4 protein-coding genes are annotated in these 4,499 nt (G+C 70.3%); 2 read left to right on the forward strand and 2 right to left on the reverse strand.

Features of this window, described 5'->3' with window-relative positions; genetic code table 11:
* Window positions 1–114: 114 nt before the first annotated feature.
* Both DQW06_RS03605 and DQW06_RS03610 read right to left on the reverse strand, forming a co-directional pair.
* Window positions 115–1,257 (reverse strand): serine hydrolase, encoded by a 1,143-nt coding sequence (locus DQW06_RS03605; protein WP_117197956.1) that lies wholly within the window; start codon window positions 1,255–1,257, stop codon window positions 115–117.
* A 517-nt stretch (window positions 1,258–1,774) separates the two neighbouring features.
* Window positions 1,775–2,953, reverse strand: a complete 1,179-nt coding sequence (locus DQW06_RS03610; RefSeq protein WP_117197957.1) for a phosphatidylserine decarboxylase — start codon at window positions 2,951–2,953, stop codon at window positions 1,775–1,777.
* A gap of 476 nt (window positions 2,954–3,429) precedes the next feature.
* Between DQW06_RS03610 and DQW06_RS03615 the strand changes: the two genes are divergently transcribed.
* Window positions 3,430–4,023, forward strand: a complete 594-nt coding sequence (locus DQW06_RS03615; protein ID WP_210745731.1) for a DUF4303 domain-containing protein — start codon at window positions 3,430–3,432, stop codon at window positions 4,021–4,023.
* Between the two features lie 105 nt (window positions 4,024–4,128).
* Window positions 4,129–4,479, forward strand: a complete 351-nt coding sequence (locus tag DQW06_RS03620; RefSeq protein WP_117197958.1) for a ribosomal protein L7/L12 — start codon at window positions 4,129–4,131, stop codon at window positions 4,477–4,479.
* The last annotated feature ends 20 nt before the right edge of the window (window positions 4,480–4,499 follow it).

Raw genomic sequence — 4,499 nt, forward strand, 5'->3', positions numbered from 1 at the left:
GTCCGGAGGGCGCCACGGGGGCCGCCCTCCGGACAGCGGAACGACCCCGGTCCGCCTTCTGGCCGGTGCGGCGCCGCGGGGAGTCCGCCCTCGACGGGCGCGGCTGCGAACCGCTCAGTCCGTCAACCGCGCCGCTCCGGCGTCCTGCTCGGCCGCCTCGTCCTCCGCCTCGGTCCGCCCGCCGCCGAACACCTCCTCGACGAGCCTCCGCGTCGCCTCCTGGAACGTCTGCGCCAGGGACAGCTCGGCGTCGTCCACATAGGTCAGCGAGGCGGTCAGGATCCTGCCGCCGTCGGCCGTGGCGTACATCAGCGCCGCCGAGCCCGCGATACCGCCGTTGTGGTGGAAGAGGGTGCCGCCGTCCGTCTCCTGGACGAACACCCCCAGGCCGTAGCCGACCTTCGCCTCCGGCGTGCGCATCTCGGCCAACAGCTCGGTCGGCAGGAGCCTGCCGCCCATCAGCGCGGAGAAGTACGTCTGCAGGTCCCGGGTGGTCGAGATCATGTCACCGCCGCTGGAGATCCAGGAGGGGTTCTGCCGGGTGACGTCCACCGTCTTCTCCCCGCCGTCCTCCTCGTACCGGTAGTAGGCGTGGGCGTGCGGCTCGGGGACCTCCGTCCCGGTGGTCGGCACCACGGTGCCGGTCATTCCCAGCGGCCCCAGGAACAGCCGGTGCATCTCCTCGGCGAGCGAGCGGCCGGTAACCCGTTCGATCAGCAGCCTGGCCAGTACGTAGTTGGTGTTGGCGTAGCTCCAGTCCGTCCCCGGCTCGAACCGGGACGGCTTGGACAGCGCCAGCCTCACCAGCTCCTGCGGCGGGTAGGTCCGGAACCGGTCCTCCACCCACTCCCGGCCCGCCCAGACGACCCCCGGCGCGAACGTCCCGTCCTCGTAGAGCTCGCCGGTGTGGTTGAAGATCCCGCTGGTGTGCTGGAGCAGCATCCGCACCGTGATTCGCCGGTCCAGCCCGAACTCGGACAGGTGGTCGGCCACCTGGTCCTCCAGTCCGATCCTGCCCTCGGCCACCAGCATGAGCACCGTGGTCGCGACGAAGTTCTTGGTGGCGCTGCCGATCCGGAAGTGCCCGTCGACCGGCGGCCGCTCCGGCTCGCCCAGCCTGCGCGCCCCGGCGCTGCCGACCCACTCGCCGTGCTCGTCGTGCACGCGCAGCTGCATCCCGACGAAACCGGAGTCGACGATCTCCCGCATGGTCTTGTGCAGTTCCGGGCGGTCCTGCCCGGTGGGGGTGAGGGACATGGTGGTGTGCTCCTTCGAAGCGGTGACGCGGTCGGGGTGTGGGGGAGGGGATGCCGCCGGGGTGGTGGCGCGGAGGTCGGGTCCGGTGGTGCCGTTGGCCTTGAGGGCGTTCGGCGCTTTTCCTTCCTCAGGTGCGGCGCTGGTACGGCCCGATGTTTCTGATGATGGAAAAGCTACGTTGCGTTCATGGTTGTGGCAATAGAAATTCCATGCGGGATCCCCGTATGCGCAGGTAAACGCCGGGAAATTGTTGCAATGGTTTGGAATCTAATGCAACGGACTCCACCAGTGCGTTGCAATGGCTGGAAATCGAACGCTATGGTCGTCCGTCCCCGGCGATCACGGCGAGGCGGTGCGCGACGGGGGCCGGCGCGCCGTGGCGGGGCGGCCCCCGTCGCGGTCGTCGGCTCCGCTGGTACGCGCGCGGCCGATCACCCCGGTCTTCGCTGGCGCCGCCCGCGCCTCGACGCGGCTGGGGGCCGTCCCCCCGCCCCTCCCGGCTCCGCCGTGGGCGCGGTCACGACCCGAGGCGCCGGGAGGGCGTGCGCCAGGAGCAGGTGAAGAACGCCGGCGACGTCTCCGGATCCTCGAAGTTCCCGATGCGCTGCCCCTGGAGGAGCTGGAGCGCGGGGAACCTGCCCTTCTCGAACAGGAGGATGTTCAGCGAACCGCCGTACTTGAAACACCCGATCTCCTCCCCCTTGTCCACGTCGACGGGGTCCTCGCGAGTCACCTTGGCGAATTTCTGCCTGAACTCGACGGAGGCGATCGAGTTCAGGCCGACGGGGACCATTCCGACGAGACCGTTGCCGTTCCCGCCCGTGGCGATAACGAGATAGCCCCGGCGGAAATGCTCGAACATGCTGTAGTCGTACCCGTATCCGATGTTGCCCTTGTTGAGCATCTCGGGGAAATTGCGCATTCCGTAGTAGACTCCGCCGACGTCGTCGCGTGATTCCACCACGCGCCCCGCGACGGGGGAGTGGTACCGGTGGTACGACTTGGGCAGCAGGAAGCAGGACACCGCCGTGCCGCCGACGAACCTGCTGGCGTAGTCGGATCCGTCGAGCAGCTGCCTGACGTTCATGGTGACCGTCTTGACCGGGATCCGCGTCTCCTCGGTCAGTTCGCCGACGATCATGTTGACGACGCAGTCGGCCGGAGCGACCACCACGGACCCGTCACCGGGCGCGTCGACCGGCCGCTTTCCCCGTTTGACCCCGCGGACGAAGAACTCGTTGAAGTTCCTGTAGCCGCCGGCCGGGACGACGTAGTCGTCCATCCGCGGCCCGAGTTCCCTCATCCACTCGTCCACCAGGCCGAGGGATGCCTCGGAGTCCATGTAGCGCCCCTGCAACTCCGTGAAGAGCGCGGTCATCCGGCATCCGGGGCCGGAGGTGAGGAAGACCATGCCGTAGTCGTTCTCGTAGCTGATCCAGCTGAACTTCTCGATGTAGTCCAGCCCGTTGGAGACACCCGGCCGCCACCTCTCCCACTCGCGGAAGAAGTCGCACAGGTCGTTGATCGTCCTTCCGCGCCAGTCGTGGCGGACCTCCTCCGGTGCGTCTTCGGGGACCGGCCGCACGTGCCTGATCGCGGCGTCGTACATGGTGGCGAAGCCCCCGAAATCCTCCCTGTACCAGCTCTCGATCAGTGCGACGAATTCGTCGATGTCCTGGATCTGGTCCTGCGGCAATGTTCCCCCTCTGTCGCGTCTGCCGGGCTTGCTCGGCTTCGGCGCGATGGTCGGCGATCAACCGTTGGGCGCGTTTCCGCCGGATGTGGAAAACGGTGGAGCGGGCGCGGCTCCCGTTCGAAGGGCCGACCCCGCCCGCGATGCGGTGCGTATGCGCGACATCGAGGATTCCCGGGGTTCGCGGGGCCGTAACCCCGGGGCGCCTTTCTGCTTTTTCCACGGCAGGATTGGTGATCGCTATTCCTTTTTGGGGCGGCGGTGCGAGGGATTTGTCCGTGTGCTTTCGGCTGGGCTCCGTCCGGGTTTCCCGCATGTCCGCGTGGGGGGTCTCCGCGCCGGGTGGCACGGTGCGCGCTGAACGCGCCCTGCTCACCGGGCCGCGCGCCGCGCCCCCGCCACGGTGACCACGGACGGGACCGCGCCGTCCGGTCTGACGGGGGGCTAGGGTCGTCCCCCGGAGGTGGTCCGCCGTGGACATGGACTGGGACGGATTCGAGGCCGACCTCACCACGGAACTGGAGGGCTTCGCGCGCTCCTGCCTGGCGCGGGGCGGTCGCGTCTACGCGGTGGCGGTGTACCTGTTCTACGCCGAGACCTGCGGCCGGATCATGCTTCCCGTCTTCGCCGCCGCCACCGAGGAGTGGTTCGAGGAGCACCTGGCCGCCGACCGGCGGCAGCGGGAACACCCGCCGAGCCCGGAGCGGGACCTGCGCTGGGACCCCGCGGACTGGCCCCACCAGCACTTCGACGCGGACTGGTCCGACCCCGGGGCCTTCTGGACCTGGAGCAGGGCCCTGACCGAGGCCGCCTCCGGCGACGGGGCCTGGGACGGCGGCCCCGAGGAGGGCGAGGAGTGCGACGAGGAGCACTGGGAGCGGGTCCACGACCGCTACACCGACGTCGTCGCGCGGGCCTGCCGCGGGGTGGCCGCGACGCTGCGCCGTGAGCGGACCGCGCCCGACGGCCTCGTCGTGGTCGCCCTGGACGAGGGGGAGGAACTCGTGCCGCGCACGCTCACCGCCCCCGAGATCCGCCGACACTTCCCCCACCTGGACGCCGACCACAGCTGAGGCCGGGGGCGGGCCCGCCCGGGGCGTGGACGCCCAAGCCCGGCCGTACACTACGGGGCCGGGGCGGACGCCCCGTTCCGCACTCCTGGGAAGGCAGCACCGACCATGGCCGGTTTCTTCGAACGTCTCCTCGGCCCCGAGCCCGTGAGAAGGCCGATCGACCAGGGCACGGTCGACGCGGCGCAGGCCCTCGTGCGGGCGGGCCGCAAGGTCGAGGCCATCAAGCTCGTGCGCGAGCGCACCGGCGCGGGACTGGCCGAGGCCAAGCACGTCGTCGACGCCGTCGAGCAGGGCCACCGGATCCCGGTCGAGCCCACGCCCGGTCAGAGCCTCGCCGACCGGGCACGGGAGCTGCTCGCCCAGGACCGCGCGGCCGACGCCGTCACCACGGTCTCCCGCGAGACCGGGATGACCGAGGCCGAGGCCTCCCGCTTCGTCGACTGCCTCGACCGCTGACCCCGGGGGCGGCGGGGCGG

This window comes from Nocardiopsis sp. TNDT3, assembly GCF_003427465.1.
Taxonomy (GTDB): domain Bacteria; phylum Actinomycetota; class Actinomycetes; order Streptosporangiales; family Streptosporangiaceae; genus Nocardiopsis; species Nocardiopsis dassonvillei.